The sequence below is a fragment of the Streptomyces sp. NRRL B-24484 genome, from assembly GCF_000717715.1.
GTDB lineage: Bacteria > Actinomycetota > Actinomycetes > Streptomycetales > Streptomycetaceae > Kitasatospora.
In genome coordinates this window covers 54,822-80,506 of the sequence record NZ_JOAI01000037.1, presented here as the reverse complement: position 1 = coordinate 80,506, position 25,685 = coordinate 54,822, and the positions used below count along the sequence as shown (strand labels likewise).

General features: G+C 75.3%; 33 protein-coding genes. 21 read left to right on the top strand and 12 right to left on the bottom strand.

What is annotated here, in order from left to right:
- Window positions 1-60: 60 nt before the first annotated feature.
- Window positions 61-432 carry a hypothetical protein gene (locus IE98_RS0128530; protein ID WP_030273832.1) on the bottom strand — a complete coding sequence of 124 codons (372 nt, stop codon included), beginning with the start codon at window positions 430-432 and terminating at the stop codon, window positions 61-63.
- A 284-nt stretch (window positions 433-716) separates the two neighbouring features.
- Window positions 717-1,136 (bottom strand): winged helix-turn-helix transcriptional regulator, encoded by a 420-nt coding sequence (locus tag IE98_RS0128525; protein WP_030273831.1) that lies wholly within the window; start codon window positions 1,134-1,136, stop codon window positions 717-719.
- An 87-nt stretch (window positions 1,137-1,223) separates the two neighbouring features.
- On the opposite strand from IE98_RS0128525, the gene IE98_RS0128520 reads away from it, so the two are divergent.
- Window positions 1,224-2,066 (top strand): NAD(P)H-binding protein, encoded by an 843-nt coding sequence (locus IE98_RS0128520; RefSeq protein WP_052391078.1) that lies wholly within the window; start codon window positions 1,224-1,226, stop codon window positions 2,064-2,066.
- Window positions 2,067-2,104: 38 nt separating this feature from the next.
- Here the strand turns inward: IE98_RS0128520 and IE98_RS0128515 are convergent, their stop codons facing one another.
- The gene (locus tag IE98_RS0128515) at window positions 2,105-2,431 is read right to left on the bottom strand and encodes a hypothetical protein (RefSeq protein ID WP_159401100.1); all 327 of its coding nucleotides are present in this window, start codon (window positions 2,429-2,431) and stop codon (window positions 2,105-2,107) included.
- Window positions 2,432-2,573: 142 nt separating this feature from the next.
- Between IE98_RS0128515 and IE98_RS0128510 the strand changes: the two genes are divergently transcribed.
- Both IE98_RS0128510 and IE98_RS0128505 read left to right on the top strand, forming a co-directional pair.
- Complete coding sequence (locus IE98_RS0128510) at window positions 2,574-3,482, top strand: aminoglycoside phosphotransferase family protein (protein ID WP_043175325.1); 909 nt, start codon at window positions 2,574-2,576, stop codon at window positions 3,480-3,482.
- A gap of 174 nt (window positions 3,483-3,656) precedes the next feature.
- The gene (locus tag IE98_RS0128505; protein ID WP_030273826.1) at window positions 3,657-3,944 is read left to right on the top strand and encodes a hypothetical protein; all 288 of its coding nucleotides are present in this window, start codon (window positions 3,657-3,659) and stop codon (window positions 3,942-3,944) included.
- Between the two features lie 39 nt (window positions 3,945-3,983).
- On the opposite strand, the gene IE98_RS0128500 is transcribed toward IE98_RS0128505, so the two are convergent.
- Complete coding sequence (locus IE98_RS0128500) at window positions 3,984-4,340, bottom strand: PRC-barrel domain-containing protein (RefSeq protein ID WP_030273824.1); 357 nt, start codon at window positions 4,338-4,340, stop codon at window positions 3,984-3,986.
- A gap of 113 nt (window positions 4,341-4,453) precedes the next feature.
- Entirely contained in the window at window positions 4,454-4,621 is a 168-nt protein-coding gene (locus tag IE98_RS50200) for a hypothetical protein (protein WP_199922980.1), read from the bottom strand.
- Window positions 4,622-5,350: 729 nt separating this feature from the next.
- On the opposite strand from IE98_RS50200, the gene gvpJ reads away from it, so the two are divergent.
- Entirely contained in the window at window positions 5,351-5,800 is a 450-nt protein-coding gene (gene gvpJ, locus IE98_RS0128490) for a gas vesicle protein GvpJ (RefSeq protein WP_030273822.1), read from the top strand.
- 31 nt (window positions 5,801-5,831) lie between these two features.
- On the opposite strand, the gene IE98_RS49485 is transcribed toward gvpJ, so the two are convergent.
- Window positions 5,832-6,023, bottom strand: a complete 192-nt coding sequence (locus tag IE98_RS49485) for a hypothetical protein (RefSeq protein ID WP_159401099.1) — start codon at window positions 6,021-6,023, stop codon at window positions 5,832-5,834.
- 278 nt (window positions 6,024-6,301) lie between these two features.
- On the opposite strand from IE98_RS49485, the gene IE98_RS0128480 reads away from it, so the two are divergent.
- From IE98_RS0128480 to IE98_RS49480, 5 genes are all read left to right on the top strand, one after another.
- Window positions 6,302-7,057 carry a nucleotidyltransferase domain-containing protein gene (locus IE98_RS0128480; RefSeq protein WP_030273818.1) on the top strand — a complete coding sequence of 252 codons (756 nt, stop codon included), beginning with the start codon at window positions 6,302-6,304 and terminating at the stop codon, window positions 7,055-7,057.
- Window positions 7,058-7,325: 268 nt separating this feature from the next.
- Complete coding sequence (locus tag IE98_RS0128475) at window positions 7,326-8,480, top strand: inorganic phosphate transporter (RefSeq protein WP_030273816.1); 1,155 nt, start codon at window positions 7,326-7,328, stop codon at window positions 8,478-8,480.
- Complete coding sequence (locus IE98_RS0128470; protein WP_030273814.1) at window positions 8,477-8,725, top strand: hypothetical protein; 249 nt, start codon at window positions 8,477-8,479, stop codon at window positions 8,723-8,725. The genes IE98_RS0128475 and IE98_RS0128470 overlap by 4 nt, the downstream gene beginning before the upstream one ends.
- Before the next feature lie 132 nt (window positions 8,726-8,857).
- Window positions 8,858-9,352, top strand: coding sequence for a hypothetical protein (locus tag IE98_RS0128465; protein WP_030273812.1), 495 nt, complete (start codon window positions 8,858-8,860; stop codon window positions 9,350-9,352).
- A 320-nt stretch (window positions 9,353-9,672) separates the two neighbouring features.
- Window positions 9,673-9,813: a hypothetical protein gene (locus tag IE98_RS49480; RefSeq protein ID WP_159401098.1), complete on the top strand. Its 141-nt coding sequence runs from the start codon at window positions 9,673-9,675 to the stop codon at window positions 9,811-9,813.
- Between the two features lie 88 nt (window positions 9,814-9,901).
- Here the strand turns inward: IE98_RS49480 and IE98_RS0128445 are convergent, their stop codons facing one another.
- Entirely contained in the window at window positions 9,902-10,267 is a 366-nt protein-coding gene (locus IE98_RS0128445) for a PRC-barrel domain-containing protein (RefSeq protein WP_043175323.1), read from the bottom strand.
- Window positions 10,268-10,479: 212 nt separating this feature from the next.
- Between IE98_RS0128445 and IE98_RS0128440 the strand changes: the two genes are divergently transcribed.
- Together IE98_RS0128440 and IE98_RS0128435 are read left to right on the top strand one after the other, a co-directional pair.
- Entirely contained in the window at window positions 10,480-11,064 is a 585-nt protein-coding gene (locus IE98_RS0128440; protein WP_030273808.1) for an AMIN-like domain-containing (lipo)protein, read from the top strand.
- Between the two features lie 111 nt (window positions 11,065-11,175).
- On the top strand, window positions 11,176-11,577 hold the full coding sequence (locus IE98_RS0128435) for a hypothetical protein (RefSeq protein ID WP_030273806.1): 402 nt from the start codon (window positions 11,176-11,178) through the stop codon (window positions 11,575-11,577).
- A gap of 82 nt (window positions 11,578-11,659) precedes the next feature.
- Here the strand turns inward: IE98_RS0128435 and IE98_RS0128430 are convergent, their stop codons facing one another.
- Complete coding sequence (locus tag IE98_RS0128430) at window positions 11,660-11,968, bottom strand: DUF1905 domain-containing protein (protein ID WP_030273804.1); 309 nt, start codon at window positions 11,966-11,968, stop codon at window positions 11,660-11,662.
- A gap of 259 nt (window positions 11,969-12,227) precedes the next feature.
- On the opposite strand from IE98_RS0128430, the gene IE98_RS0128425 reads away from it, so the two are divergent.
- From IE98_RS0128425 to pip, 5 genes are all read left to right on the top strand, one after another.
- Complete coding sequence (locus IE98_RS0128425) at window positions 12,228-13,850, top strand: family 43 glycosylhydrolase (RefSeq protein WP_324605808.1); 1,623 nt, start codon at window positions 12,228-12,230, stop codon at window positions 13,848-13,850.
- 213 nt (window positions 13,851-14,063) lie between these two features.
- Entirely contained in the window at window positions 14,064-14,351 is a 288-nt protein-coding gene (locus IE98_RS0128420) for a DUF190 domain-containing protein (protein WP_052391076.1), read from the top strand.
- Window positions 14,351-14,719 (top strand): fluoride efflux transporter CrcB, encoded by a 369-nt coding sequence (gene crcB / locus IE98_RS0128415; RefSeq protein ID WP_030273798.1) that lies wholly within the window; start codon window positions 14,351-14,353, stop codon window positions 14,717-14,719. Before IE98_RS0128420 ends, crcB begins: the two co-directional genes overlap by 1 nt.
- Before the next feature lie 472 nt (window positions 14,720-15,191).
- The gene (locus tag IE98_RS0128410) at window positions 15,192-15,632 is read left to right on the top strand and encodes a hypothetical protein (protein WP_052391075.1); all 441 of its coding nucleotides are present in this window, start codon (window positions 15,192-15,194) and stop codon (window positions 15,630-15,632) included.
- A gap of 291 nt (window positions 15,633-15,923) precedes the next feature.
- Window positions 15,924-16,883 carry a prolyl aminopeptidase gene (pip, locus tag IE98_RS0128405; protein WP_030273794.1) on the top strand — a complete coding sequence of 320 codons (960 nt, stop codon included), beginning with the start codon at window positions 15,924-15,926 and terminating at the stop codon, window positions 16,881-16,883.
- 70 nt (window positions 16,884-16,953) lie between these two features.
- On the opposite strand, the gene IE98_RS0128400 is transcribed toward pip, so the two are convergent.
- Window positions 16,954-17,409: a hypothetical protein gene (locus IE98_RS0128400; RefSeq protein WP_052391074.1), complete on the bottom strand. Its 456-nt coding sequence runs from the start codon at window positions 17,407-17,409 to the stop codon at window positions 16,954-16,956.
- A gap of 287 nt (window positions 17,410-17,696) precedes the next feature.
- Between IE98_RS0128400 and IE98_RS0128395 the strand changes: the two genes are divergently transcribed.
- Window positions 17,697-18,158 carry a phage holin family protein gene (locus tag IE98_RS0128395; protein WP_234443708.1) on the top strand — a complete coding sequence of 154 codons (462 nt, stop codon included), beginning with the start codon at window positions 17,697-17,699 and terminating at the stop codon, window positions 18,156-18,158.
- On the top strand, window positions 18,155-18,655 hold the full coding sequence (locus IE98_RS45165; RefSeq protein WP_052391073.1) for a DUF3618 domain-containing protein: 501 nt from the start codon (window positions 18,155-18,157) through the stop codon (window positions 18,653-18,655). The genes IE98_RS0128395 and IE98_RS45165 overlap by 4 nt, the downstream gene beginning before the upstream one ends.
- A 271-nt stretch (window positions 18,656-18,926) precedes the next feature.
- On the opposite strand, the gene IE98_RS0128385 is transcribed toward IE98_RS45165, so the two are convergent.
- From IE98_RS0128385 to IE98_RS0128375, 3 genes are read right to left on the bottom strand one after another with little or no spacing between them, the layout of a single operon-like run.
- Window positions 18,927-19,724, bottom strand: coding sequence for a phosphatase PAP2 family protein (locus IE98_RS0128385; RefSeq protein WP_052391072.1), 798 nt, complete (start codon window positions 19,722-19,724; stop codon window positions 18,927-18,929).
- On the bottom strand, window positions 19,721-20,689 hold the full coding sequence (locus IE98_RS0128380) for a YihY/virulence factor BrkB family protein (protein WP_052391071.1): 969 nt from the start codon (window positions 20,687-20,689) through the stop codon (window positions 19,721-19,723). The genes IE98_RS0128385 and IE98_RS0128380 overlap by 4 nt, the downstream gene beginning before the upstream one ends.
- Window positions 20,689-22,374 (bottom strand): diacylglycerol kinase family protein, encoded by a 1,686-nt coding sequence (locus IE98_RS0128375; protein WP_159401097.1) that lies wholly within the window; start codon window positions 22,372-22,374, stop codon window positions 20,689-20,691. The genes IE98_RS0128380 and IE98_RS0128375 overlap by 1 nt, the downstream gene beginning before the upstream one ends.
- A 145-nt stretch (window positions 22,375-22,519) precedes the next feature.
- Between IE98_RS0128375 and IE98_RS0128370 the strand changes: the two genes are divergently transcribed.
- The 3 genes from IE98_RS0128370 (at window position 22,520) to IE98_RS0128360 (ending at window position 25,652) form a co-directional block, all read left to right on the top strand.
- Entirely contained in the window at window positions 22,520-23,185 is a 666-nt protein-coding gene (locus IE98_RS0128370; RefSeq protein ID WP_234443707.1) for an ATP-binding cassette domain-containing protein, read from the top strand.
- Entirely contained in the window at window positions 23,182-25,185 is a 2,004-nt protein-coding gene (locus tag IE98_RS52050) for a YhgE/Pip domain-containing protein (protein ID WP_267882368.1), read from the top strand. Before IE98_RS0128370 ends, IE98_RS52050 begins: the two co-directional genes overlap by 4 nt.
- A gap of 116 nt (window positions 25,186-25,301) precedes the next feature.
- Complete coding sequence (locus IE98_RS0128360) at window positions 25,302-25,652, top strand: WhiB family transcriptional regulator (protein ID WP_030273776.1); 351 nt, start codon at window positions 25,302-25,304, stop codon at window positions 25,650-25,652.
- Window positions 25,653-25,685: the final 33 nt, after the last annotated feature.

Here is a 25,685-nt window from a genome sequence, read left to right as displayed (position 1 = left end):
GACCGGGCGGCCGCACACCCGCGGAGGTGCGGCGCGGGGCAGGGGCTCGCGGCCGGTGCCTCAGCCGGCGGGCGCGGCCGGGAAGGCGTCGATCCGCTCGATCGCCTCGACCGCCTCGATCAGGTCGGCGCGGAGCCTGAGACGGGATCCGTAGCGGCGGGCGAGTTCGGCGAGGTCGGCCCACCGGTCCTCGGACCAGGCGCGACCCGCCGCGGCGCGCAGTCGGACCATCTCCTCGTGTTCGGCCAGCGCACGCCGCCCGTCCTCGTCCAGGAGCAGTTCCCGCCGGTGCCGGTCGGCGGCGTTCGCGGGCAGCGGCCCGAGGGCGGGGCGCAGTTCCGTGATCCGGTCCGCCGCTGCCGCCCGCAGTCCGGCCGCGAGCAGGTCGGCTAGCCGGAGCACCGGCTTCAGGTCGATGATCGGCGCGGTCATTCGGTCACCGTACCGGCGCCGCCCCGGCGGACCGTCGAACCTCGCCACCGCCGTCTGACGTGTCGCCAGATCGGGTCGGCCGGCTGTCGGGCGACCGCGCGGCCGCGCCTGCCGGAGGAGGTCGTGCAGCACGGACGACCCCTCCTGTCGCGTCTTGTCGCGCGGGCGGACCGTCGCCGGGGCGGCCTTCCGGGCACCCGGGAGAAGAGGAGCCCGAGGGGACGGAGGCGGCCGAAGGGGCCGACCGGTCCCGATAGCCCGGCCGCGCGGGACCCGCACCGTCCTCAGCGGATGTCGTGGTCCGGGTGGGCCAGGTCGTACGCCTGCCGTGCCTCGGCGATGCCGTCGCGGTGGGCGAGCGACCAGTCGGCGAGCGCCCGGACCAGGTGGGTGAGGCCGGCGCCGGTGCCGGTCAGGCGGTAGTCGACCTGTGCGGGGACGGTGGCGTAGACGGTGCGCAGGACCAGGCCGTCGCGTTCCAGCCTCCGCACGGTCAGGGTCAGCATGCGCTGGGAGATGCCCTCGACGGCGCGCTGGAGTTCGCGGAAGCGCCGCGGCCCGTTGGCGAGTTCCACGATCACGAGCACCGACCACTTGTCGCCGATGCGGTCCAGGACGTCGCGGATGCCGCAGTCGGGATGGTCCTTCGCCCCGCACGGGTCGAGAGCGGCGGGGGTGGTTACTCCGGTGTGCGTGACTGACATGCAACTGCCTTCTTGTGGCCGGTGATCGCGCGGTCGAGGATCGACCGCAGTCACCGAAGAGAACCACGACGAAGGGCTGCGAACCACATGATCCTCGTGACCGGAGCGAACGGACAGCTCGGCTCGGCCATCCTCCGGGCGCTGCACGGCCGCGGCGCCGCCGCGACCGGAGGCAGCCGCACGCCGGCGGACGGCATGCGGCACCTCGACTTCGACGTACCCGGGAGCCTCGATCTCCGGGAGGTGTCGACCCTGGTCCTGGTGTCCGCCGGCTATGCCGAGGACGACCGGGTGGTGGAGCGGCACGCCGCCGTGCTGGACGCGGCCGTCCGCGACGGTGTCCGCCACGTCGTCTACACGAGCCTGACCACGGCCGGCGACCACCTGGCGTTCGCTCTCGCGCACCGCGCCAGCGAGCGCCTGGTGCAGGCGGGCGGACTGCCCTGGACGATCCTGCGCAACGGCCTGTACGCCGAACTCTTCGGAGCCCTGCTGACGTGGACGGAGGACGGCGTCGAGTCCGCGTTCGGCGACGGCGCGCTGGCCGCCGTGGCGCGCCGGGACCTCGCCGACGCCGCAGCTGCCGTCGCCGCCGATCCGGCGCGGCACCGCGACCGCGTCCACGACCTCGTCGGGACACCGATCACCGCGGGGCAGGTCGCCGAGCGGCTCGGGGTCACCCACCGCACGGTCGGCCTGGGCGAGTACCGGCGCAGGCTCCTCGACGGGACGCCCGGCCTCCTCCCCTTCCAGCCCCCGATGCTCTCCTCGATCGCCACCGCCGTGCGGCACGGCTTCCTCGACGGCACCGCCCCCGACCTGACGCGGCTGCTGGGCCGCCCGGCCCGCGACCCGCTGGCCGTGGCAGCCGGCGCAGCAGCGGCCGTGCGACCGCACCTCCGGCGGCACGGGACCACCGCTCCGGTGTGACGCGGCGCCCGGCGGGGCCCGTAGGCGCCCGGCGACCGTCAGGCGGTGGAGTGCGGGCCGGTGTCCGCGACGAGTCGGGCCATCCGGTGGAGTCGCTGCCAGACGTGCGGACCGTCCTCCTCGGTGAGCTCGGGGAGGGCCCGTTCGAGATCACGGAGGAGCACCTCGACGGTGTACAGGTGCCGCTCGCCGAAGGACTGGCGGTGGTACAGCCAGGTGTGGATGCAGCCCGAGAGCCTGACGTCGAGCGCCGCGAGGTCGACACCCGCCGGTTCGGTCCCGTTCGACCGTGCGGGCGGGCGTTCGTCGCGGGATTCCTGCCAGAGGCGGGCCACCACGGCCTCGGCGTCATCGGGTGCGGGCACGGTGCTGATTATCGGGCACCCGTCGGCGGCCTGTCATCCGGGTTGCGGGCGTCGAGGTGCGAGGGCCTGCGCTGCCGGGAAACGGGTTGACGGTCGGCGGCGTCCGGCGGTCGGATGGCGTGTCATGAGCACAGGGCCGTCCATGCACCCGGGCATGCATCCCGTCGACGCCGACCTCGTACGGCGATTGGTCGCCGGGCAGTTCCCGCAGTGGGCCGGGCCGGCGGTGGAGCGGGTGCCGTCCGGCGGCACGGTCAACGCCATGTTCCGGCTGGGTACGGACCTGGTCGTGCGGCTCCCTCTGGTGGCGGGCGGGGCCGACGACGTGTCGCTCGAACGCACGTGGCTGCCCCGGCTCGCGCCCCACCTGCCCGCGTCCGTCCCCGAGGTGCTCGGCGCAGGGCGGCCGGCCGAGGGGTATCCGTGGCCGTGGTCGGTGTACCGCTGGCTCGCGGGGGAGAACCCCGACGTGGGGGCGCTGACCCGGCCCGTCCTGCTGGCCGAGGACCTGGCCGGATTCGTGGCGGCGATGCGGCAGCTCACCCTGCCGGCCGCGCCGGCCGCGCCGCAGGCCCACCGCGGCGGTCCGGTCGCCTCGCTCGACGCGGACACCCGGGCGGCGATCGAGCAGCTGCGCCGGATCCCGCAGGAGGGCGTCGACTGCGACGCCGCCGCCGCGGTCTGGGAGGAGACGCTGCGGGCCCCCGCCTGGGACGGCCCGCCGGTGTGGCTGCACGCCGATCTCATGCCGGGCAACCTGCTGGTGGCCGACGGCAGGCTGACCTCGGTGATCGACTTCGGGTGCCTGGGGGTCGGCGATCCGGCGTGCGACCTGTTCCCGGCGTGGAACCTCCTGCCGGCCGAGGGCAGGGAGGCCTTCCGTGCCGCGCTGGACGTGGACGACGCGACCTGGGTCCGGGGCCGCGGTCGGACGCTCTCCCAGGCACTGGTCGCGCTGCCCTACTACCGGCGGACGAACCCGGCGATGGCGCACAACGCCCGGCACGTGATCCGGACGGTGCTCACCGAGGTCGGCGCAGCCCCGGCGTGACGGGGGAGTCGTCGACGTCCCGGGCGGCCCGGACGGGCGGCGGGCCCGGCGACGCCGCGTCCGGCGGGCGGGCGGGACACGCCGGTGGCGTCCATCGGCGGGGTGCGCCACCTCTGCGACCACACTGGGACGAGAACGACCCGATCCGGCAGCAGTCGAGAGAGGACCAGGCCCATGAGCGCGGACATCCAGGTCGAACCGCTGGGTGATCACGAGTACCTCGTACGCTTCCCCTCGGACGACGACGTGGTCCTCTCCCGCTTCCGGGCCACCGAGGCGACCGTCGAGCAGCTGCGCCTGGTCCGCGCCGACGAGGAGCGGATCGTCGAGGAGACCGCCGCCTTCCTCACCGAACGGCAGCCGACCGCCGACCTCCCCCCGATGATCGACCTGGCCGACGTCGCGGCCGCCTACGGCGACGACTACCTGGAGGAGCTCGGCCGCCGCCTCGGCGCACCGTGACCCCGACCTCATCGGGCCGGGCACCACAGCTGCGCCGCCTCACCGCCGCGCGAGGCGGCGTTCGCCGCCGGCCCCTGGCTGGTAGTCGAGCCGGTAGTGGGCGAAGACGGCGGGCTCCTGTTCGGCCGTCAGGACGCCGTCGGTGTCGATGGACGGCGCGTCCTTCACGAGGCCCTTGGGGTACGCGACCCTGAGGTAGCCCGGCCCCGCGGTGGCGCCGTCCAACGGGACGAAGACGAGCCGGTGGCGCGTCGGCAGGCCGACGGTGACGGTGGCGAAGGACGCCTCGTCCGTTGCCGTGTCGACGTAGACGGACTCCAGCACACCGATCTTCTTGGCGTCCTGGTCGACGACGTCGTGCTGGCGCCACTCACGGATGTCAGCCAGCTGGATCATGTGGTCCTCCGTTCCACCGGGTCCGGTGCGCTGCCGCGACCGACCGCGCGACGAGGGACGTCTGCCCGCTCCGCCGGGCGGTAAGCGCCGCGCGTACGTGGAGGTCCACGGTGCTAGCGGGTGGGCGGGCGGCCGCCCTGCCGGAACCGTGCGCCACCGAGTGCGACGGCGACCAGCAGGACGAGGATGCCGATGAAGAGGAGGTAGAGCAGGCCCTTCGCGGCCACGCCGATGAGGCCGAGCACGATCGCGACGAGCACCAGGAACAGGATCCAGGCCATGGGAGTTCGCCTCCGCCGACGGAACGGTCGCACCGGGGCCGCCGGCGTACGGGTGGCACTGGGCAGCGGTCCCCGGCGGCGGACCCTCTGCCCGGGCCCGCTCGGGGCTCGTGCCCAGCCTGCCGCGATCGATGCCCCGTCCGGCCGGGTCCGTGGTCACCGGTGTTGGCGGGTTTGCTCCGGTGGGACCGGGTGAGAAGGGCACGGGGCGACACGGGACACGGTCCGCGGTGGTGCGCCCCCGTGCTGCTGCGGGCCGTGAGCCGGACCGCCCCCGCATCGAGGAGAGGACCGTCATGAGCATCCCCGTACCGCCCGCTCCCGACACGTCGCCGCGCCCGCCCGAGCCGCCCCGCCCGGGCCGGCCCCCGGTGAAACCGCTGCCGCCCCTTCCCGACCCGCCGCCGGACCCGGACGCACCGGACGCACCGGACGAACGGGAAGCACCGGCCGACGCGAGAGCGTGACGGGCAGGCGGCCGATCCCTCGCCCGCATCCCTCCCCGTACCGCGCGACCGTCGGTGCGTAGACGGCACCGGCCCGGGCAGACGCACGGACCGGAGAGCCGTCGACCCGACCGGGAACCACCACGCGTCCTTCACCGCTCCGCGCGGTGGCCGACCGCCACCGCCCGGACCTCGCGCCCCGGTCCGGTCCGGGCCGACCCCGGCCGGCCGATCGGCTCCGCTGCCCGCAGGCCGGGACTGGGAACGGTGGAAGGGAGACGACATGACCGTGGTGCCGCCGAGCGGTGGCGGGAGCGCCGCCCGGGCCGGAGGCGCAGCCTCGGGCACGCTCTACGACGTCGTCGAGCTGATCCTGGACCGCGGACTGGTCATCGACGTGTTCGTGCGGGTGTCCCTGCTCGGGCTGGAGATCCTGACGATCGACGTGCGGGTGGTGGTGGCCAGCGTCGACACCTACCTGCGGTTCGCCGAGGCCTGCAACCGGCTCGACCTTGAGTCCGGACGCAACGCCCCCGCCAAGCTCACCGACATGATCGGCGGTGCGACCGGCAAGGCCGTGGAGGGCGTCGCCCACAAGAAGGCCAAGGGCGCCGTCGCCGGTGTGGTGGGGTCCATCGCCGACACGCTGAGCGGGCGCGGCGAGGACCGCGAACCGGCCCCCGCGGAGAAGCGGCGCCCGTCGCACCCGCCCTCCCGGCACCGGGACGGATGACCGGTGCGGGGGTGCGCGAATCCCAGGAGCCTCAGAACCGGCCCGCCGGGAGGGCGGTGGTGGCCCGGTCGGGGTCGAGCGCGGCTCCGCGCCTGCGGGCCGCGGCGTCGGCCGTGGTGGCGCGGCGGGTCGCCAGCGTGAGCGCGTCGTGGACGGACGAGGCCGGGACGGCGAACAGCTGCACGCCCTTGCGGCCGTCGGTGGCGGTGGTGGGGATGCTCACCAGCCACACCGGCGGCGGCGGGGGCACGAGCGAGGTCACATCGGTGCCGCACGCCGCCCGGGTGGGCGCATGCGTGCGGGAGGCGGAGGCGAGTGTCACGGCTGGCGCCAGTTCCACCGGCCATGGCGGTGACCGGTTCCTGAGGTCACCGTAACAAGCAGTGCGCAAAAATTACACAAGAGAGGGAAAATAACTTGCATGAAATGGAGAGCGGGCGTGTGTGAGAGACCTCGCCCCGTTTCCCCGCCCGGCCGCCTCCGGTGGGGGAGGATGCCTCCATGGCAGATGCCGCGACCCGTCAGCTCCTCGACCGCTTCGTCGGCCTGCTGCGGCCGGTGCCGTCGCTGCTGGCGGTGTGGGCCCACGGCTCGCTGGCCGGAGGCGACTACCGGCAGGGCCGCAGCGACCTCGACCTGATCGCCGTGCTGGAGCACCGCTGCACGCCGGTCGAGGAGGAGCGGCTCGTCCGGGTCCACGAGGTGCTGGCGGCCGAGACCCCGCTCGCGTCCAGGCTGCACTGCAGCTACGTCGCCGCCGACGAGTGGGACGACCTCGCCCGGCCGCACCTCACCTGGGCCCACGAAGAGCTGATGCGGCGCCCGGTCACCGCCGTGACCCGCTGTGAACTGCGGCGGTTCGGCACGGTCCTGCACGGGCCCCCGCCGGCCGGCCTCGTACCCCCGGTCACCGACCGGCAGCTCGCGGACTCCGTCGCCGCGGACCTGCGGGCCTACTGGCGTCCCGCCCTCGACCACCCCGAGCGGTGGCACCGCGACATCTGGGTCGACCTCGGGCTGCTCACCCTGGCCCGGGCGGCGACGACGCTCGACACCGGACGTCTGATCACCAAGTCCGAGGCGCTCGACGTCCTGGCCGATCTCGGCGCTCCCGCGGAGGTGGTGCACGACATCAGGCAGCGCCGCTACGGAACCCCCGCCCCCACCCCGCCGGAGTGGGCCGCCCGCCGGGCCGACCTGGCACGCACCTTTCTGAGGTCGGCCATCGACGAGGTCCTGATCTCTCGTCAAGGGTAGGAAGCGTTCCCGTGCGCGGCCGGCCTCCGTGCGAGTCGTTCACGGGGGCGCCGATCCGGTACGGGGAGGCTCCTCGGACTCGTCCGTGCACGTCAGGACGCCGTGGTCGGGGCGGGTGCGCCGGGGCGTGGCCGGGCACGGACTGCCGCCCGTCACCGGCCGCGCCGGGTACGGCGGGCCGTGCGGGTACGACCGGAGGCGGCCGGGGAACGCGCCCGTGGAGTGTCGCAGTCCGGTGCTTGCGGTGCGGGCGGTTAGGTTCGTACACGTGACCGGCAATGATGTGGTCCTGGCGCTGGTGGTGGTGACCGCGCTGGGCTTCGACTTCACCAACGGATTCCACGACACGGGCAACGCGATGGCGACCTCGATCGTCACCGGGGCCCTCCCTCCGCGGGTGGCGGTCGCCGTTTCGGCGGTGCTGAACCTGGTCGGCGCCTTCCTCTCGACCGCGGTCGCCGCGACCATCGCGAGCGGTCTGGTGGACGAGCAGGACGTGACCCTGACCGTGGTCATGGCGGGGCTGACCGGCGGCATCCTGTGGAACCTGACCACCTGGTACCTCGGGATCCCGTCCAGTTCCTCGCACGCACTGATCGGCGGTGTGGTCGGGGCGACCATCGCGGCGGCGGGCACCGGCGCCGTCAAGTGGCAGGGGCTGGTCGCCAAGGTGATCGTGCCCGCCGCCCTGTCACCGTTCATCGCCGGCTCGGTCGCCGCGCTCGGCACCTTCCTCGTCTACCGCTTCACCCGCGGCGTGGCGGAACGCCCGCGAAGACACGGCTTCAGGATCGGCCAGGTCGGTTCCGCCTGCATGGTGTCGCTCGCCCACGGCACCAACGACGCGCAGAAGACCATGGGCGTCATCACCCTGGCCCTGATCGCCAACGGCTCGCTGCACGCCGGAGCGAGCGCCCCGACCTGGGTGATCGGCACCTGCGCGGTGGCGATCGCGCTCGGGACCTACATCGGCGGCTGGCGGGTGATCAGGGCGCTCGGCAAGGGCCTGGTCGAGATCGAGTCACCGCAGGGGATGACGGCCGAGTCGGCCTCCGCCGCGGTCATCCTCTCCTCCACCGACTTCGGCTACTCGCTCTCGACCACCCACGTGGCCACCGGCTCGATCCTCGGCACGGGGGTGGGCAAGAAGGGGGCGGTGGTGCGCTGGCACGTGGCGCACCGGATGGTGGCCGCCTGGCTGATCACCCTGCCGGCCTCGGCCGTGGTCGGCGCCCTGGCCTACTGGGCCGCGGAGGGGATCGGCGGCACCGCCGGAGTGGTGGTGATCTTCCTCGTGCTGGCGGCCGCCTCGATCGCCTTCTTCGTCGCGTCCCGCCGTCCGGCCGTGACACCGGAGAACGTCAATGCCGCGTGGACGGGTTCGGTCGTCCCGACGACCCCGAGGGACGAGGTGGCGTCGTGAACTCCTGGGTCAACCTGGAAGCCCTGTGGAAGATCATGGTGGTGGGGCTGCTCGCCGGCGCGGGTCTGCCCGCCCTGTTCGCCATCGGCGTGCGCGCCCTCAACCCGCCCGCCCGGGCGGGCGCTCCCGCCGCCGGACGCCGCACCTCGGCCGGCCCGCTGAACTACGCCGTCGCCGTGCTGTGCTTCGCCGTCGTCCTCGCCGCGATCGGCTGGGGCATCTCCGTCATCGTCAACCACCGCTGACGGCCGCGGGCGTGTGACCCGGGCTGCGGACGCGGTGTGCCACCGGTGCGCCGGGGCCCGGGAAGATCGTCAACTTTCCTCCGGCGGTGCGGACCTGGCAGTGTTGTCACTCTTCGACCATGGGGGGATTCCATGCGCCTTCGCGCCGTACCACTGACCGCCGTCCTCGCCGTCGCCCTGCTCACGGCCTGCAGCAGCGACCCTTCGTCCTCGGCCGACGGTGCCGGGCGGACCACCACCGCCTGGTACACGGCGGGCGGCAAGGACAAGATCTCGTCCATGGTGTCCGACGCGACCCGGGTCATCGACGCCGTCAAGGCGATGGACGCGTCCGGCTACAGCCAGTTCGGCCTCACCGACCTGAGCACCCGCTGCCTCGTCCTGGGCCACGACGTCAAGAACGCGGAGGCCTACACCCCCGTGCCGGACGAGAAGACCCAGTACGCGTGGACGGCGGCCCTCGGCCAGCTGAGCCAGGGCGCGGACGCGTGCAGGGACGCCGTGCACGCGAGCGGCGACGTGCCCGCCGCCGTCACCGCGAGCATCTCCACCGTGAAGTCGGGGCTCGCCAACCTCGACACCGTGCTGGGGGCCGTCGACACCTCCGCCCCGAGCCCCAAGGGCTGACCCGCCGTGAGTGCCGCCCCTCACCGGCCCGCCGGTGAGGGGCGGCACTCACGGGTGGTAGAGGGCGGTGATCCGGGTGAAGGCCGGGCGGGCCGCGGAGGCGCTGGAGATCCACCGGCGCAGCGAGGCGATCTGCCGGACCGGCCGGTCCGGGCAGCCGGTGGACCTGGTGGGGCTGCACCTCGCCGTCGCCCGGCAGCAGATCGGCAACGACCTCGCCGCGCTGGAGCGGTGGAGCGAGGCGGAGGAACCGCTGCGGCACGCCCTGGCGCACTTCGAGGCGGCCCGGACGGAGGCGTGGAGCGAGTCGGCGCGGCCTGGTGCTGCGGCGGCTGGACCGCCACGAGGAGGCGCGGCGGACGCTCTCGGCGGCCGGGGACTCGCTCGGCCGGCTGAACAACCCGCGGCCCGACGAGGCCGCCGACGAACTCCGCGAGCTCGACGGCGTGACCGGCACCTGATGCCGGTGGCCCTCCGCCGCCCGCCGGACGGACGCCGGGCCGCCGCCACCTCGGCGGGTGGCGGCGGCCCGGTGCTCCGGAGGGCCGATCAGACCGGGCCGCCGTAGTAGGTGCCGTAGTAGGAGGAGTACGCCTCCCGGTAGTCCTCGTCGGCGGGCCCGTGCCGGTCGGGGTCGTACTCGGGGCTGTTCTTGATCTCGTCCTTGGTGCGGTCGAGGTAGACCTTCTTCTCCTCCTGCTCGACGCGCACGACGGTGCCCGCGGGGAGCAGGACGTGCTTGCCGAAGATCCACGGTCCGGTGTCCACCACCAGGTACTGGGAGCCGGTCTCCTCGGACAGCCGGTCGACCTTGCCGATCGGCCCGTCGGTGGCCTCGACGTGGAAGCCGACCAGGTCGCTCCCGGCGACGTGGCCGGACGTGGTGCGGAAGTCCCAGATGACGATGTCGCTCATCGTGCCTCCTTCGTGGTCGGGGGCGCCGCACGGGCCGGTCCCGCCGCGGCGCGTTCCCCGTCCGACCGGCTGCCCCGGAATCGGCCGGTCACACGGCCGGACCCCTCACCGCCCGGAGCGTCGCGCGGAGGATCCGCCCGCGCCGTGAGACCTCCGGCGGCGACGGGGCGTTTACACGGGTGAACGATCAACACATCGAACGGGGGAATCACATGCGACGTTGGACGGCACTGCCGGTGGCACTCGTGCTCGTGGGGCTCGGTGCGGCGGTGACACCGGCCGCAGCCGTGACCGGGACGGCGGCCACCGCCGCGGCGTGCGAGTCCGGCTGGGGCAGCCTCGACAGGAAGGGTGCGGCCAGGACGGACGACTACCGGTCCATGACGGGCATCAGGACGGGGACGCAACCCTGCTTCGACCGCATGGTCGTGGACGTGCCCGGCTCGTCGCCCGCCACCCCGGTGGCGTACTGGATCGACTACCGGGACTCGCCGATCGGCACCACCACCGACGACCGCCGGATCCCCGTCGCGGGAGGCAAGGTCCTGAACATCGTCATCGGCGCGCACACCACCGACGCTGGCTGGAACCCGACCTACCCGCTGCGCACGGGGGAGAAGCTGCCCGGCCTGGACTTCACCGGCTACCCCACCTTCGTGGAGGCCCGGGGCGGCGGGACGCACGCGGGCGAGACCCAGATCGGGCTCGGGGTCCGGGCGCGGCTGCCGTACCGCGTCTTCCAGCTCGACAACCGCCTGGTGATCGACGTGGCGCACACCTGGGGCAGCACGGGCTGATCCGGCGGACGGACGCACGCCCCTGTGCCGGCAGCGGCCCGCACGGGGGCGTCGCGGAACCGCACGCGGGCAGCAGGCGTCCGGAGGCAGGGGACGATCAAGGGGGGTGGCGTGGAGCTGACCAAGGACCGCCGGAGGGCCGGCGGCTGTGCATGGGTGGCGCTGTGGGTCCTCGCGGCGTTCGTCCTCGCCACCGGCGGCGTCCTCTACGGCACCTCGCAGGTGGTGGACGCCTGGCACTGGTGCCTGACCCAGGACCACGAACCCGATCCCCGACTCGGTGCGGCCACCCGCTCCGTGTGGGCGGTCCTCTTCGTCACGCTGCTGGTGCTCGGCGCGGTGCTCTCCCCGCTGCCGCGCAGCCGCCGGTACCTGCTGCCCGTCATGGTCCTCACCGCCGCAGCCCTGACCTGGCTCTACGTCATCGGCATGGGAACACCCGCCCCGTCACAGCCGGGAGTACCCCCGGAACTCGCCTGCTGGCGCCTCCCGAGCTTCCCCTTCACCGGCTGACGTCCCGGCACCCGCCAGGACGTCCCGACCCGAACGCGCCCCGGATCCCGCCCGCCCGTCGGCGCACCCGCGGGCGGTGGGGTCAGGTGCGGGCCGGGCGGGGGGTGAGTCGGACCGTCATCTCGACGGTCACCTCGTCGCCCGGAGAGAGGGCGTGCGGGGTGCGTACGGCGGTCTTGAGCGGGAGGAGGTAGGCGCCGTCCTTCGGGAAGAGCGAGGTGGTGAAGGCGACGTCGCCGATCCGGGCCTCGACGGGGATGACGCCCCAGCCGTAGCTGGCCCGGGTCGCGACCTCCTGGATGTCGGCGGACTGCTCGTCCGGTACCGGGACGAAGTAGTACGGCGAGGGCCCGCGCCATTCGATGACGTGGCCGGCGAAGACGAGGTCCATGGGACGGGTCCGTTCTGACGGGGAGCCTGCCGACCGCAGCGTAGCGGTGAGGCGGCCCGGACGGGACCGCGGCCGCCCGTCCGCACCGGCCGTACCCGCACCCGTCCGGCTCTGACACCCCCGCTGACGGCGGTCCTGACGGTCCGTCGGCGGCCGGGGGAGCCGGGGCGGTACGACGGCGTTGCCCGCGAACGTGTTCGACACTAGCCTTCCTCCCGCCCGCCGGTGCCGGCGGCCTGCCGGCGCGGGAGGGGCACGGGTGGACGGGGACGGCCCGGAGCGGGCAGCGGGCGTGATGGTCAATCCAGTGCTGCCCGGTTCGCATCCGGACCCGTCGATCCTGCGCGTCGGCGAGGACTACTACCTCGCCACCTCCACCTTCGAGTGGTACCCCGGCGTGCGGCTGCACCATTCACGGGACCTCGTCCACTGGCGTCCGCTCGGCGGTGCCCTGGACGGCCCGCGCCTGCTGGACCTCACCGGCTGCCCGGACTCGGGCGGCGTCTGGGCCCCCCACCTCACCCACGCCGACGGCCTGTTCCACCTCGTCTACAGCAACGTCTCCACCTACAGCGGCGGCTTCACCGACTGCCCCACCTACGTGGTCACCGCCGCCTCGGTCGACGGCCCGTGGTCCGACCCGGTGCTGCTGCACGCCCGCGGCTTCGACGCCACCCTGTTCCACGACACCGACGGCAGCTGGCTGGTCAACCTCGTCCACGACTGGCGGCCGGGCCACGGCGGCAGCGCCGGACTGGAGGCCACCCGCTACGACCGGGCCCGGCGCCGACTCGTCGGCGAACCCGTCCGCCTGCTGCTCCCGCCGCGGGCCGGCTGGGTCGAGGGCCCCACCCTGCACCGCCGCGGGCAGTGGTACTACCTGATCACCGCGGACGGCGGCACCGGATACGGCCACCAGGTCACCGCCGCCCGCTCCCGGAGCCTCGCCGGACCCTACGAGCCCGACCCGGCCGGCCCGCTGATCACCGCCCGCGACCACCCCGACCTGCCCCTGCAGAAGGCCGGACACGGCAGCCTCGTCGACACCCCCGACGGCGCCACCCACCTCGCCTACCTCGTCGCCCGGCCCGAGGGACGCCGCGGCCCGTGCATCCTCGGCCGGGAGACCGCCCTCGCCCCCGTCCACTGGACCGGCGACGGCTGGCCGCGCACCCCCGGCGGCCTCCCCGAGACCTCCGTCCCGGCCCCTCCCGCCCGCCTGCCCCGCAGCGGCGGGACCCCGCCTCCCGGCCACGCCGCAGCGCCCCTGCCCGGGCCGGACTGGTCCACCCTGCGCCGCCCCGCCACCCCCGACTGGATCTCCTCGACCGCACGCCCCGGCCGGCTCCGGCTGCGCGGCGGCCGCTCCCCGCAGAGCCTCACCGGAGCCTCCCTGGCCGCCCGGCGCGTCACCGCCCGGCACTGCTCCTTCGAGACCTCCGTCGACTTCGCACCCACCGGCTTCCAGCACCTGGCCGGGATCACCGCCTACTACAACACCCGCAACTGGTACTTCCTGCACCTGACCGCCGACGACACCGGCCGCACCGTGCTGCGCCGGGCCGCCTGCGACCGCGGCGTGACCACCCTCGACGAGACGGGAGAGGAACCCGTCCCCGCCGGCGCCCCGGTGGGCCTAGGCCTCGACCTCGACGGCCCCGCCCTGCGCTTCCGCCGCGACTTCGGCGACGGCTGGCGGTCCTTCGGCCCCCCGCTGGACGCCACCGTCCTCTCGGACGAGCACGCCGAGGAACACGACCCCGGCGGCATCCGCGCCCTCGGTTTCACCGGAGCCTTCGCCGGCCTGTGGGTGTGGGACCTGACCGGCCGCGGCCTCCACGCCGACTTCGGCGACCCGCAGTACCGCACCCGCAGCCGCTGAGTCCGCCGTCCCGCGGCGGGCCACCGGCCCCCGGGTGACCCCCGCCGGGACGGCCGGGACCGGGCCGGTGGGCTGGTGTCGTCGGACGGCGGAGGGGCTCGCCGCAACCGCGACCGCAGGCCGGTCGCCAACGGTCCCTACCTGACGCCCGCGGCACGCGCGGGCGCATTCCAGGTAGGAGACGCATGCCGCGCCACCCGCACACCCCGCCCGGTGCTCCCGGCAGTCCACCGGCCGGTGCCGTCCCGCCCGCCCCGGGCACCCCTCGCCGGTGCGAGCGCCTTCCGCGGCATCGAGGGCTTCGGCGGCACCTCGCACATCCACACCACCCGCCTGCTCGACCTCGCCGAGGACCTGCCCGTCGCCGTCGTGATCGTCGGCGAGGAACCCCGCATCCGGCCCTTCCTCCCCGAGGCCGAACGGATCCTCGTCCAGGGCCGCGTCACCCTCGACCCCGTCGAGATCGCCACCCACCGCACCGACACCCGGGGGACCGCCTGATGGCCGTGCTCGTCGTCTTCCTCGGCGGCATGATCGGCGCGCCGCTGCGCTACCTCGCCGACCGGGCCGTCCAGGCCCGCCGCGACACCGTCTTCCCTTGGGGGACCTTCCTGATCAACGTGTCCGGCACGTCCGTCCTCGGTGCCCTCGCCGGTGCCACGCACGCCCACGGACTGCCCGACGGCGCGATGCTGCTCCTCGGCACCGGCGTCTGCGGGGCGCTCACCACCTTCTCCACCCCCACCTACGAGACCGTCCGCCTGCTGGAGGACGGCTCCCTCGCCGAGGCCGGGGTCAACACCCTCGGCAGTCTGCCGGCCGGCCTGACCGCGGCCGCCGCGGGCTTCGCGCTGCTGACCCGGCTGTGAGCCGACTCCGGGCACGGAGTGTTGACAGGAGGTCACCCCGCGGGCGCGTGCCGCCGTCGACCGACCGACCGACCGGCAGGTCACGGGGACGCGCGCCGGGTCACCCTGCGTGCCGACGGCCACGGTCCGCGTGCGGGGCAGCCGCATTCCGACCGGCATTCCGGCGAGGCCCGGGCCCCGCAACTCGGGCCCGGTGATGCTCCGGTGCCCGCACCTGCCAGGCGGGGCACGACACCGGGTTCGCTCCTGCCCGGTGCTGAGTGGCGGTCATGCTCAGTGGTCGTACGGCAACGGGAAGTCGGCGCGCCGAAAGGGGTGTTGCGCACGCCGTTTCGCGCGGACACTGGAGTGGTGGGGGTGCGAACCGAGCACTGAGGAAGCCGCCCATGAACACCGAACACGGCGCCACCGCGGCGCCCGCGGACCGTCACGATCCGCGGGCCGTCCGTACCGTCCGCGAGAGGCGCCCGTCATGACCGTCCGATCAGCCCTGCACCCGTTCGGGGCCCGCGCCGCCCGGCGTGCGACCGTGATCACCACCGCGCTGGTGACCGCTGCCGCGCTGGGCACCGCCACCCCGCTCGCCGCCGGAGCCACGACCCCCGCCCCGCAGGCCCAGGTGTCCGCCTGGGTCAGCGACGGCTGGGGCGGTGGCACCGTCACCAGCCAGCCCGCCGGCATCAACTGCCACCAGGCCGCTGCCGACCCGTGGAACGGCGTCGGGCAGGAAGCCCCGACCGGCACCTGCTACGCCTCCTTCCCCGTCGGCACCAGGGTCACCTTCACCGCAACGGCCGACCCCGGGTCGAACGTCAACTCGGGCCCCGACCCGGCCAGCCTGACCGTGCAGCCCGGTTACAACCCGGTCTGGACGATGTTCTGTCCGAACGACGACCTCTGCTCCGCCGGGTGACACCGGACGGAACCGTCGAACCGTCAACAACACCGCCCGGTGCCACGGCCGCCCCCCGTGCGGGGCCGTGCACACCGCGGACACCCTCCGTGCAACGACCGCCCCGTCGAGTGGGGGAGCACGCACGCCGGAGACCGCGGCACCGGGCCCGGGCCGGACCCGCAGCCGGCCGCCGCCCCCTCGCACGGCGAGGAGCGGAACCCGGCCGCCCGGTGCGGCCCCCGGGGAACGCGCGGGGCGCGGGCGAAAACCCCCTGACCTGCCGTCAGCCACGGCCTAGGATGAACGGTCGTGGTTGACTTCTACCCTCCGACCGGCCCTTACGACAGCGGGTTCCTCGACACCGGGGACGGCAACCGCATCTACTACGAACAGCTCGGCAACCCCGAGGGCAAACCCGCGCTGAACGTGCACGGCGGCCCGGGATCGGGCGCACCGCGCAGGCCCACCCGCGCCTGGGACCCGGAGCGCTACCGCCTCGTCCGCTTCGACCAGCGCAACTGCGGCCGCAGCACGCCGCACGCGAGCGACCCCGCGGCCGACATGCGGCTCAACACCACCCGGCACCTGATCGACGACATCGAGCGGCTGCGCGAACACCTCGGCATCGAACGGTGGTTGCTGAACGGTGGCTCCTGGGGCGCCACCCTCGTGCTGGCCTACGCGCAGCAACACCCCGAGCGGGTCACCGAGATGGTCGTCCCGGCGGTCATGACGACCCGCCGCACCGAGATCGACTGGCTCTACCGGGGCGCCGGCCGGTTCCACCCCGAGGCGTGGGACCGCTTCCGCGACGGCGTCCCCGCCGACCAGCGGAACGGCGACCTGCTCGCCGCCTACGCCCGGCTGATGGAGCACCCGGACCGGAGCGTCCGGGCGAAGGCCGCCGCCGACTGGCTCGCCTGGGAGGACGCCGTCGTCTCGAACGAGCCCAACGGCGTACCCGGCATGTACAGCGACCGCGAGGTCGACGCGCAGATCGCGTTCGTACGGATCTGCGCCCACTACTTCAGCAACGGCGCCTGGCTGGACGAGGACCAGCTGCTCCGCGACGCCCACCTCCTGGCCGGGATCCCGGCCGTCCTCGTCCACGGACGGCACGACATGGGGTGCCCGGTGCAGACGGCGTGGGAGCTGGCGAAGGCGTGGCCGGACGCGCGGCTGCACATCGTCGAGGACTCGGGGCACGCCGGCAGCGAGGCCATGCAGCGGGCCGTCCGGACGGCCATCGAGGAGTTCAAGGACCGCTGACCCCCGGGGCCGGTCGGTGGGCAGGGACCCCCCACGGGCCCCTGCCCACCGGCCGGCCCCGAGGGGCAGCTCACCCGACCGGGCCGGGTTCGGCGTCCTCGGGCGGCGCCTCCGCCACGCGGGTGCCGATGCCGCCGAGCACCGCGTGCAGGCGGCGGATCGCGTTCTCGGCGTCGGCGAGTTCCTCCGGTGCGGGAACGACTGTGCCGAAGGACTGCCCGTGCTCGGCGGGCAGGACCCGCCAGTGCAGGACCGGCGCGAGCGCGGTGCTGGCCCCGGCGAGGAACCAGGCCAGCCGGCCGTGCGTCCGGGCGATGCCGATCGCGAGCACGGCCAGCGCCTCGCGCAGGCACTCCAGCCGTTCGATGCCCGGGAGCACCGGCGGCTCGCCGCCCCTGCCCACGGCCTCCACCAGACCCGACGCGGTCTTGAGGGCCAGCGCCGCGTCGCCCGGCGCCAGCTCCCACAGCCCGTCGCGGATCTGCCGCTCGGCCTCCGCGACCAGGACCTCCACCTGCACGGACATCCCCGGCCCGGCCGCCTTTGAGAACGGCGGGCGCCCCCCGGGGGCGGGCCCCCCCCCCCGCGCGGGTGCACGGTGCTGTATCCCCCTGGGGCGGGCGTGTCGATCATGTGTCGCCCCCGACTCTCGCGCTCCCGGACCGCCCGCCGCAGCCGGGCCAGCGAACCCCCGGGCACCGCGAAGGACGCAGAACGAAGCGTCCGGGTGTGGAGTGCAGGGGTTTGCGTCGCCTCCTTCCGGTCAGTCGCACCAGGGGGAGACCGCAGAACCGGAGGAAGGGAAGCGGTGACGTGAAGGCGAGTGTGAACGGCAGCGGGCCCGCCACCACGGGACGGCCGGACCGGAGCGGAGGATTCCGCACCGACGGCCGTCCGCGGCCGGTCGACGAGCTGGTCCACGAGGCCGCCGAACTGGCCTCGCAGCTGGTGCGCCAGGAATGGCAGCTGGCCAGGACGGAACTCACCGCGAAGGGCCGACGGGCCGGGCGCGGCGGCGGCCTCTTCGGCGGCGCCGGCCTGCTCGCCGTCATCGGCCTGCAGGCCTTCGTGGCGGCCGCCATCGCCGCGCTGGCGCTGGTGATACCGCTGTGGGGCGCCGCCCTGGTGATGGGCGGCCTGCTGACCGCCACCGCCGGCCTGCTCGCACTGGCCGGGCGGGGAGAGCCGCGGAAGGCGGGTTCGCCCGTGCCCGAGCGGGCGGTCGAGACCACCAGGACCGACACCGACGTGATCAAGGAGCGTGCACACCGATGAGCCACAGGCACAGCACGGACGAGGCCGCCCCGGGCGTGGCCGAACTGACGGCGCAGATCGCCGACACCCGCGACCGGCTCGCCGGCACCGTCGGCGAACTGGCCGCCAAGGCCGACGTCGGCGCCCGGGTGCGCGGCGCCGCCGACCAGGCGAAGGAGAGCGCCGGCCAGGCCGCCGAGCGCGCCAGGCGGCGGATCGGCCGCAGCGGCAGCCGACTCAAGGACCGGGCCGGCCGCACCGGTCACCGGGCCCGCCACGCCGTCGAGGCCCGGGCCGGGGACGCCGCGCACCGCCTGCGCGCCGGCACCTCCCACGCGAGCGAGCTCGCCGCCGGCCTCGCCGACACGGCCGGCGCGGCCGTCGGACGGCACCCGGAGACCTCGGCCCGCGAGCTCGTCCTCCAGACGGCCCGGTACGGCGCGCCCGTCCTGGCCGCGCTCGGCGGAGCCATGCTCGGAACCGCGGCCTACCTGGCCCTGTCACGCAGGAAGCACTGACACAGGCCTCCCCTGATACGGGCTCGCTCGTCGGGCGCTCCGGGGCAGCCCGACGGGCGTGGCGTTCACGGACCGGGCACCGCCGCTCAGTGCCCGGTCCGTGAACCTGTCGGCGCATTGCTGCGCGGGGCGGCCTCGGGCGTTCCGGGGGCGGCCCGGCGGGCGTGGCTGCTGCCACCCGCCCTGCCCAGCGCCCCGCCACCGGCCGGTCCCGCCCCGCCCGTCCGCCCGTACGTAGCCGGGCCACCGTTCACGGACCGGGCACCGCCGCTCAGTGCCCGGTCCGTGAATGCGTCGGCGCATCGCTGCGCGGGGCGGCCAGCTCCGGCTCCAGGCCGTCGACGGCCGCCGGCACGCCCAGGCCGAGCTCGCGCCGCCAGGCGCCGAAGGCCCAGGCCGTCGCCCCGACCAGTGCGGCACCGATGAGCCAGCCGCCGATCACGTCGCTCGCCCAGTGCACGCCCAGGGCGACCCGGGTGAACCCCACCCCGAACACCGACACCGCGGCCGCTCCCCAGACGGCGGGCCGCAGCCGCCGCGGTACCAGCGGTGCCGTCACCAGCAGCAGGATCCCGCAGGACACGGTCGCCGTCAGGGTGTGCCCCGACGGGAAGGAGAAGCCCGGCGCGTGCGCCACCGGGGCGTCCAGGTGCGGCCGCACCCGGGCGACCGCGGTCTTCGTCGCCAGCCCGACCGCCGCCGCGGCGGCCTCGGTGGCGGCCGACCACGCCGCGAGGCGCCAGGCCCTGCGCCACAGCAGCCAGAGCACGGCCGCCGCGACGGCCAGCCGCATCGTCACCGGGTCCCACACCCCGTTGCTGAGCACGTCCAGGACCTGCAACAGCCCCGGGTGCTGCAGCACGACGGTGTGCAGCCGCTCGGCCGCACCGGAGTCGAACTCCCGCAGCGGCCGCCACTCGGCCTCGATGAGCGCGATCAGCACCCCGGCCGGTACGGAGGCGACCACGAAGGCGGCGGTGGCCGCGGCCAGCCGCTCGCCGAGGTGCAGGTCCGCCGTCCGCAGGGCGGCCCGCGCGGGCCACCGTGGACGTCGATCTCCGCGGGTCACGAGAGAGCTCCCTTCTCGGCCGGTCTCCCGGCCGGGTCCGGCTCCACGGGGGCGGTCCGGCCCGCCCGGTCCGCCTCCAGCTGCGCCGCGAAGGCGATGCCGAGGAAGAGGGCGATCGCCGTCAGGTACGACCACACGAGGAGCGAGAAGACCGCGCTGAGCGGCCCGTACACGGCGTCGAAGGAGCCGCTGAGTCGCAGGAACGCGCCCAGCAGCCAGGTCGAGACCACCCACAGCACCAGGTAGAAGGCGGCGCCGAAGGCCAGCCAGCTGTACCCGGGCTGGCGTCGGCGCGGCGCGCGGCGGAAGATCGCGCTGGCCGCGACCACGGCCAGCACCACGCCCGCGGGCCAGCGCAGCACGGCCCACACCGCGGTCGCCCCCGGACCGAGGCCGTACACCTCGGCGACGGCGGCACCCACCTGACGGCCCGCCACCAGCACGACGAACCCGAGCCCGAGCGGCAGACCCGCGGTCGCCGCCATCACGATGCCCCGGCCGTACTTGCGGTGGAACGGCCGGTCGCGTTCGATGCCGTAGATCCGGTTCGCGCCGCGCTCGATCTGGCAGAGCCCGGTCACCAGGTTGACCAGTGAGAACAGCACCCCGGACCAGAGCGCGACCGCGCCGCCGTCACCGGCCCGCCGACGGCTGCGTTCGAGGACCTCGCGGACGAGGTCCGTACTCGCCCCGGAGACGAGGCGCTGCAGGCAGGCCTCGATCAGCTCGCCCAGCCGTCCCGTGTGCGTCACGGACGACAGCCCGACGACGGCGATGGCGAACGGCACCAGCGCCAGCACCGTCTGGAAGGCCAGGGCGCGGGCATGGCTGAAGCCGTCGGCGTACCGGAACCGCAGGAACGCGTCGCGGAACAGGGACCAACTGCCGTGGTCGCGCAGGGCGGCGACCGCTTCGTCGGCGGCGAGCGGTCCACCGCCGCCGCGCACCCGGGTGGCGGTTCCCATCAGGCTGCCGCTCCTTCCGGGCCCACTTCCGTGCCGGGTTCCGTGCCGACTTCCGGGCCGGCGGGTGCCGGCCGTGGTGCCGGGGCCCGGACGGTGATCGCGCCGGGACGGACGGCCAGCCGCAGGCTGCGGCCCTCCGGCACGGGATCTCCGTCCAGTTCGCGCGGGCAGGCCCGGTCGGCGAGGAGTTCGATGCTGCGGGCCCGGAAGTGCTCGAAGGGGCCGTCCGGTCCGCGGTCCGTGCGGCCCCGGCCACGGCCGGTCAGCAGGGCCGCCAGCACGGCGAGCCAGCCGGCCGGCCCGCGCGGGTGGAGCAGCACGAGGTCCAGGACGCCGTCGTCCGGCTCCGCGTCCGGGAGCAGCCGCATGCCGCCCTGGAGGGCTCCGACGTTGCCGATCACGGCCATCCGGACCCGGCGTTCGAAGGGTTCCGCGCCGTCGAGACGGACCGTCAGGCGGACGGGGCGGTCGCCCAGGTGGCGGGCCGCGCCGATCGCGTAGGCCGGCCAGCCGAGGCGCTGCTTGAGCCGCCTGCCGGTGCCGGCCATCACGGCCGCGTCCAGGCCCATGCCGGCCATCGCCACGACCACGGCGGGCGCCATGCCGTCACCGGAGGCCTCGGCGAGGTCGAGGCGGCGCGGCACGCCGTCCAGTGCCGCCGCCAGGGCCGGGCCGGGTGCCGACGGCAGGCCGAGGTTGCGGGCGAGCAGGTTGCCGGTGCCGCAGGGGACGACGGCGAGGTCCGCGTCCGTCCCGGCGAGGGCCGCGGCGCAGGCTGTCACGGTGCCGTCGCCGCCGCACGCCACCAGCAGGGTGGCGCCGTCCGCGACCGCACGTTCGGCCGCCGACCGTCCCGCGTCCTCGGCGCCCGTCTCGGCCGTGGCGGACACCGCGATGCCGTGGGCCGCCAGGACGGCGCGCACCTCGGCCACCGCCCCGGCGGTGGCGACCACCGGGTTCACCAGCACGACGGCCCGGTCCGCCGGGCGGTCCACCGGCCGCAGCGGCCGGCCCGGGGCGGGAGCCCGCACGGGGGAGGGGCGGTCGAGCACCGCACGGTGCATCACCCACAGTGCGGCAGCGCCGTTCAACAGCCCCGCGACCACGTCGCTCGGGTGGTGCATCCCCCGGTACAGCCGGCTCGCCGCCACCAGCGGCGGAAGCAGCCAGAGCGCCGCGCAGAGCACGAACCGCCACCGTCCGCGTCCCAGCAGCAGCGCCAGGACGCCGAGGCCGCCGTACAGCGCGGTCGCGGCGCCGACGTGCCCCGACGGATAGCTGGAGGTCGGCAGCGCCCCGTCCAGCCGGAGGACGTCCGGCCGGTCCCGGCCCACCAGCGCGGCGGCCAGCACGAACAGGACGGCCTGTGCCGCCACCGCCCCCGCCAGGAACACGGCCTCCCGCCACCGCGCCGGACGGCCCGCCACCAGCAGCGCCAGCACCGCCAGGGCCGTGACCGCCACCACCGCGGGGGTGAAGGCGGCCGCCGACAGCCACGCGCTGCACGCCGTCGCGGCGGCCCCGCGGTGCGCGGCCAGCCAGCCGTCGACCGCCGACTCCCGCGCGTCCCACAGGCCGAACGGCGGATGGACGATCAGCAGGCCTAGCAGCACCAGCAGACCGGCCTGCACCACCAGCGGCCCCACCACCCGACGGGCCAGCCGCCCGCCCACATGCGTCGTCATGCCTGCCCGTGTCCCCCGAGCCGCGGGCGGTATCCGTCCCGGCGGGCGATCCGCGAGGCGCGGCGTGACCGGCATCTCACCACCGCGGGGGAGTGGAAGCCGCCGCGGCGGAGAGCAGGCGGCCATGGAGATCCAGGGATTACCGGTGACCGCACACGGCCTCGCGGTGCACGGACCGCGCGGACCGGTGTTCGAGGGCGTGGACCTGGAGGTCCCGCCGGGCGGCCTGCTCGTCGTCCACGGCCCCGGCGGCTCGGGCCGCACCAGCCTGCTGCTCGCCCTCGCCGGACGGATGCGTATCACGGCGGGCGGCGTGCAGGTGGGGCGGCACCGCCTGCCCGGCCGCCGACGGGACGCCGCCGCCGTCCGGGCCGCCGCCGCCGTCGCCCGAGCGGAACCGGCCGTCGCCCTGGAGGGCCGCCTCACCGTCGCCGAGCACATCGCCGAACGCACCTGGCTGCACCCCGGGACCACCCGGGCACAGGTGGCCGAAGCCCTCGCCCTGACCGGCACCGATCCCGACCCCGCCGCCCTCACCGAGGACCTGCCCCCGGCCGACCGGGTCCTGCTCGCCGTCGCCCTGACGCTGGCCCAGGCCCCCGCCGTCCTCGTCGTCGACGACCTCACCCGGGACTGCCCGCCCACCGACCACGACCGCATCCGGCAGGCCCTGCGCCGGGTCGCCGGCACCGGCTGCACCGTGCTCGCCGCCGACACCGCGCCCCCACCGTCCGGCCCGCACCTCGCACCGGCCCTGCCCCTGCCCCGCGCCCACTACCTGCCCGAGGCCGCCGGAGGCGAGGCCGCATGACCGCACGCCGCCCGACCGCGCCGCGCCGGACCGCAGCACGGCTGAGGGCGCCACGGCTGACGGCCCTGCGCCTGGCCGCCCTCGAACTGCGCCGCTTCCGCGGACCGCTGCGCCGCTTCGTGCCCCTGCTGCTCTGCCTGATCCCGCTGCTGTACGGCGCCATGTACCTGTGGGCGAACTGGGACCCGTACGGCAGGACCTCGCGCATCCCGGTGGCCGTCGTCGACGAGGACCGCCCCGCGCACAGCGTCACCGGGGAACCGGTCGACGCCGGCGCCCAACTCGTCCAGCAGCTCAAGGCCTCCGGCGACTTCGGCTGGCGCCTCGTCGGCGCCGACGAGGCGCACGCCGGCCTGAGGTCCGGACGCTACGCCTTCGTCCTGCACGTCCCCCGCGACTTCAGCGCACGGCTCGCCACCGGCGGCACCGACCGGCCGGAGCGGGCCGGCATCACCATCGAGCTCGACGACGCGAACAACTACATCGCGGGCATCATGACCGAAGTCGTCCAGTCCCGCCTCCAGGCACAGGTCGACTCCGCCGCGCACGCCGCCTACGTCCGCGCCCTGTACGGCGAACTCGGCGGCGTCCGCGACCGCCTCGCCACCGCCTCCGACGGCGCCCACCGCCTCCGGGACGCCACCGACACCGCCGGCCGGGGCGCCGCCGCGCTCACCGCCGGCACCGCCGCCCTGCACACCGGATCCGACCGGATCGCCGCGGGCAGCGACAGCATCTCCGCCGCCGTCGCCCAACTCGACCGGGCCACCGACCTCCTGGACCGCAAGGCCGCCGCCGACCTCCCCGCCGCAGCCGCCGCGCTCGTCCGCACCGCCGAACTCGCCGCCGACGGCACCCGCGCCGTGCACGACACCACCGGCCGCACCAAGGCCGCCACCGGCGAGCAGGCCGCCCGCCTCTCCGCCCTCGCCGACCACCACCCGGGCCTGGCCGAGGACCCCGCCTACCGCACCCTGCTCCAGGAGGCCCGCCGACTCGACGACACCGCCGGCCGGCTCGACGGAGCCTCAGCCGCCGCCGACGACGACGCCCGGCAGAACCTCGACCGCGCCCACGGGCTGCAGGACGGCGTCACCGGCCTCCGGCAGCAGATCCAGGACGCCCGGACGCCGCTGCGCCTGGTCGACACCGGCACCCGCGACATCGCCGACGGCGCGCACACCGCCACCGACGGACTCGGCGCACTGCAACAGGCCGCCGAGACCCTGCAGACCGCCACCGGCCAGGCCCACGACGCCGCCGGCACCCTCACCGCCACCACCGACGAGGCACTCCGGACGATCCCGCCCACCGACCCCGACCACGTCGCCCGCGCCGCCGACGTGCTCGGCACCCCCGTGCACATCGACCGGACGAACCTGCATCCCGCGGGCGTGTACGGCCGCGGCCTCGCCCCCTTCTTCTTCGGCATCGCCCTGTGGGTCTTCGGACTCTTCGCCTACCTGCTGCTGCGACCCCTCAACTCCCGGGCCCTGGCGGGCCCGACCCCCGCCCGGACGGTCGCCCTCGCCGGCTGGATCCCCGGCGCCGCGCTCGGCTGCGCCGGAGCCGTGGTCCTCTACGCCGTCGTCGACCTCGCCCTCGGCCTGCACCCCCGGCACCCCCTCCTCACCCTCGCCCTGCTGTTCCTCGCGGCCGGCTCCTTCGTCGCGGTGGACCACCTCCTGCGCACGGCGCTCGGAGCCCCGGGCGACCTGCTCTCCCTCGTCCTGCTGATCCTCCAGCTCACCGCCTCCGGCGGCCTGTACCCGATGCCCACCGCCCCGGGCTTCTTCCAGGCCGTCAATCCACTGCTGCCGATGACCTACCTGGTCGACGGCCTGCGGGTGACGATCTCCGGCGGGGAACCGACCCACCTCGTCCGCGACGTCCTCGTCCTGGCCGCCTTCGCCGCCGCCGCACTCGCCGCCACCACGCTGACCGTCCGGCGCCGCCGCACCTGGACGGTCGCCCGGCTGCACCCCGACGTCGCGCTGTAGATCCGGTCACGGCCGTGCATTCGCACGTGTAGGCCGGAGGTTTCGGGCAAGGCGTCGCAAACCAGGCGTGCCGGCGGGGGCGTTGCCGCCGCCGGCCGGAACGAGAGGAACGAAGCATGGCCGTGATCTCCCGACTGCCCGGTCCGCTCCACCAGCGCTGGGACTGGCAGCTGCAGGGCGCCTGCCGCCGGTCCGACGCGCGGCTGTTCTTCCATCCCTCGGGAGAGCGGGGCCGGGCCCACGACGAGCGGGAGGAGGCGGCGAAGCGGATATGCGGGGACTGTCCCGTCCGTGCCGAGTGCCTCGCCCACGCCCTGAGCGTCCGTGAGCCCTACGGGGTGTGGGGCGGCATGGGCGAGGACGAGCGCCGGGCCGTGATGGGGCCCGCGCGGCGCCGGGCGTACCGGGCCGCCACCCGGGCCCGCGACGCCCGGACGGAGCGGCCTGCGCAGCGATCGGCGGAGTGATCGGTGGAGTGATCGGTGGAGTGAGCGGCGGAG

Bases quoted from the DNA above. Each gene is read 5' to 3' on its own strand.
- IE98_RS0128530 (WP_030273832.1), bottom strand. From the start codon at position 432: ATGACCGCGCCGATCATCGACCTGAAGCCGGTGCTCCGGCTAGCCGAC.
- IE98_RS0128525 (WP_030273831.1), bottom strand. From the start codon at position 1,136: ATGTCAGTCACGCACACCGGAGTAACCACCCCCGCCGCTCTCGACCCG.
- IE98_RS0128520 (WP_052391078.1), top strand. From the start codon at position 1,224: ATGATCCTCGTGACCGGAGCGAACGGACAGCTCGGCTCGGCCATCCTC.
- IE98_RS0128510 (WP_043175325.1), top strand. From the start codon at position 2,574: ATGCACCCGGGCATGCATCCCGTCGACGCCGACCTCGTACGGCGATTG.
- IE98_RS0128505 (WP_030273826.1), top strand. From the start codon at position 3,657: ATGAGCGCGGACATCCAGGTCGAACCGCTGGGTGATCACGAGTACCTC.
- IE98_RS0128500 (WP_030273824.1), bottom strand. From the start codon at position 4,340: ATGATCCAGCTGGCTGACATCCGTGAGTGGCGCCAGCACGACGTCGTC.
- IE98_RS50200 (WP_199922980.1), bottom strand. From the start codon at position 4,621: ATGGCCTGGATCCTGTTCCTGGTGCTCGTCGCGATCGTGCTCGGCCTC.
- gvpJ (WP_030273822.1), top strand. From the start codon at position 5,351: ATGACCGTGGTGCCGCCGAGCGGTGGCGGGAGCGCCGCCCGGGCCGGA.
- IE98_RS0128480 (WP_030273818.1), top strand. From the start codon at position 6,302: ATGGCAGATGCCGCGACCCGTCAGCTCCTCGACCGCTTCGTCGGCCTG.
- IE98_RS0128465 (WP_030273812.1), top strand. From the start codon at position 8,858: ATGCGCCTTCGCGCCGTACCACTGACCGCCGTCCTCGCCGTCGCCCTG.
- IE98_RS0128445 (WP_043175323.1), bottom strand. From the start codon at position 10,267: ATGAGCGACATCGTCATCTGGGACTTCCGCACCACGTCCGGCCACGTC.
- IE98_RS0128440 (WP_030273808.1), top strand. From the start codon at position 10,480: ATGCGACGTTGGACGGCACTGCCGGTGGCACTCGTGCTCGTGGGGCTC.
- IE98_RS0128430 (WP_030273804.1), bottom strand. From the start codon at position 11,968: ATGGACCTCGTCTTCGCCGGCCACGTCATCGAATGGCGCGGGCCCTCG.
- crcB (WP_030273798.1), top strand. From the start codon at position 14,351: ATGGCCGTGCTCGTCGTCTTCCTCGGCGGCATGATCGGCGCGCCGCTG.
- IE98_RS0128410 (WP_052391075.1), top strand. From the start codon at position 15,192: ATGACCGTCCGATCAGCCCTGCACCCGTTCGGGGCCCGCGCCGCCCGG.
- IE98_RS0128400 (WP_052391074.1), bottom strand. From the start codon at position 17,409: ATGTCCGTGCAGGTGGAGGTCCTGGTCGCGGAGGCCGAGCGGCAGATC.
- IE98_RS45165 (WP_052391073.1), top strand. From the start codon at position 18,155: ATGAGCCACAGGCACAGCACGGACGAGGCCGCCCCGGGCGTGGCCGAA.
- IE98_RS0128380 (WP_052391071.1), bottom strand. From the start codon at position 20,689: ATGGGAACCGCCACCCGGGTGCGCGGCGGCGGTGGACCGCTCGCCGCC.
- IE98_RS0128375 (WP_159401097.1), bottom strand. From the start codon at position 22,374: ATGACGACGCATGTGGGCGGGCGGCTGGCCCGTCGGGTGGTGGGGCCG.
- IE98_RS52050 (WP_267882368.1), top strand. From the start codon at position 23,182: ATGACCGCACGCCGCCCGACCGCGCCGCGCCGGACCGCAGCACGGCTG.
- IE98_RS0128360 (WP_030273776.1), top strand. From the start codon at position 25,302: ATGGCCGTGATCTCCCGACTGCCCGGTCCGCTCCACCAGCGCTGGGAC.